General features: G+C 39.2%; 1 protein-coding gene. It reads right to left on the minus strand.

All coding sequences use genetic code 11. The features are described 5' to 3' along the window. Nucleotides 1–405: 405 nt before the first annotated feature. Complete coding sequence (locus PVV60_RS10530) at nt 406–1,110, minus strand: hypothetical protein (RefSeq protein WP_273724677.1); 705 nt, start codon at nt 1,108–1,110, stop codon at nt 406–408. Nucleotides 1,111–1,289 lie beyond the last annotated feature (179 nt).

A 1,289-nucleotide genomic window follows, 5' to 3' on the forward strand; every position in this document is an offset into this window, starting at 1 on the left:
TATTGTCTTTATGAGAGCTTGTTTTAAAAGAAGCATTGTGATCATGGGCTTTGTTTTAAAAGCCCCCCTCACAAAGGAGGGTGTTATGATTGATACGTTTGAGATTAACAAAAAGCGTTTATAGGCTCTTTTATTCAAATGAGTGATTAAGATCATACGCATCGTTTACGTTTCTTTTGATAAGTTTTTATATCTCCCATAGAGCGCTTGCAATATGATACGTTTTGTATATATACCCTCATTACCTTGATTAGGGTTGATTCATAAGGATAAACATTTGAAAGCCGCGTCATATCTCTTGGCACGGCTTTCTTTTTTAAACTCTCTCTTTTATGATATGTTTATTAGCAATGCATTTTATATGCGTTTATAGCCATAAAGAAGGCACGCCCCCCATGCGTATTTTTATTCTGTTTGATCAGTTATATTGACAAGCTTATCGCTTTCATACACCTCACAATTTTTGGGAACCAACCTTACTTTGCTTTTTTTATTGATTTTTGCATTGCCATAAGCACGCCCCCAGACCTTGGCACAATATGAGATTTTAGCATTGCCATAGACAGAGCCATAAATCTCACAAGAGCCCCCCACGCTAGCAGAGCCATAGACCTTGCCATAAATTTTTGCACGACCATTAATAACAGCATAATTATAAACCTTTCCATGGCTATAAATGCAAGCCGAGCCAGAAACCTTGGCATGACCATAGACCCTTGCATAACTAAAAACCGCAGCATCATAAGAAACATGCGCATGGTCATAAATATGAGCATCAGCAAAAACGCGGGCAGTGCCACTTATATGAGCATTGCCATAAATATTCCCATAAACATGCGCATTGCCATAGACAAAAGCATGGTCATAAATTTTTGCATATTGAGAGATAAAAGCCCTTCCATAGACCTCCGCATTGCCATAGACAGAGCCATAAACCTCACAAGAGCCCCCCACGCTAGCAGAGCCATAGACCTTGCCATAAATTTTTGCACGACCATTAATAACAGCATAATTATAAACCTTTCCATGGCTATAAATGCAAGCCGAGCCAGAAACCTTGGCATGACCATAGACCCTTGCATAACTAAAAACCGTAGCATCATAAGAAATATGCGCATGGTCATAAATATGAGCATCAGCAAAAATGCGGGCAGTGCCACTTACATGAGCATTATCGTGAATTTTTGCACAGGGACCAACACGCGCCGAGCCATAAACCTTGGCATTGTCATAAATATTGCTACCATCATAAACTATAGCTTTATCAAAAACATGAGCATTTCCATAAG

Origin of the sequence: Bartonella sp. AU18XJBT (assembly GCF_028618595.1) — a bacterium.
Lineage (GTDB): Bacteria > Pseudomonadota > Alphaproteobacteria > Rhizobiales > Rhizobiaceae > Bartonella.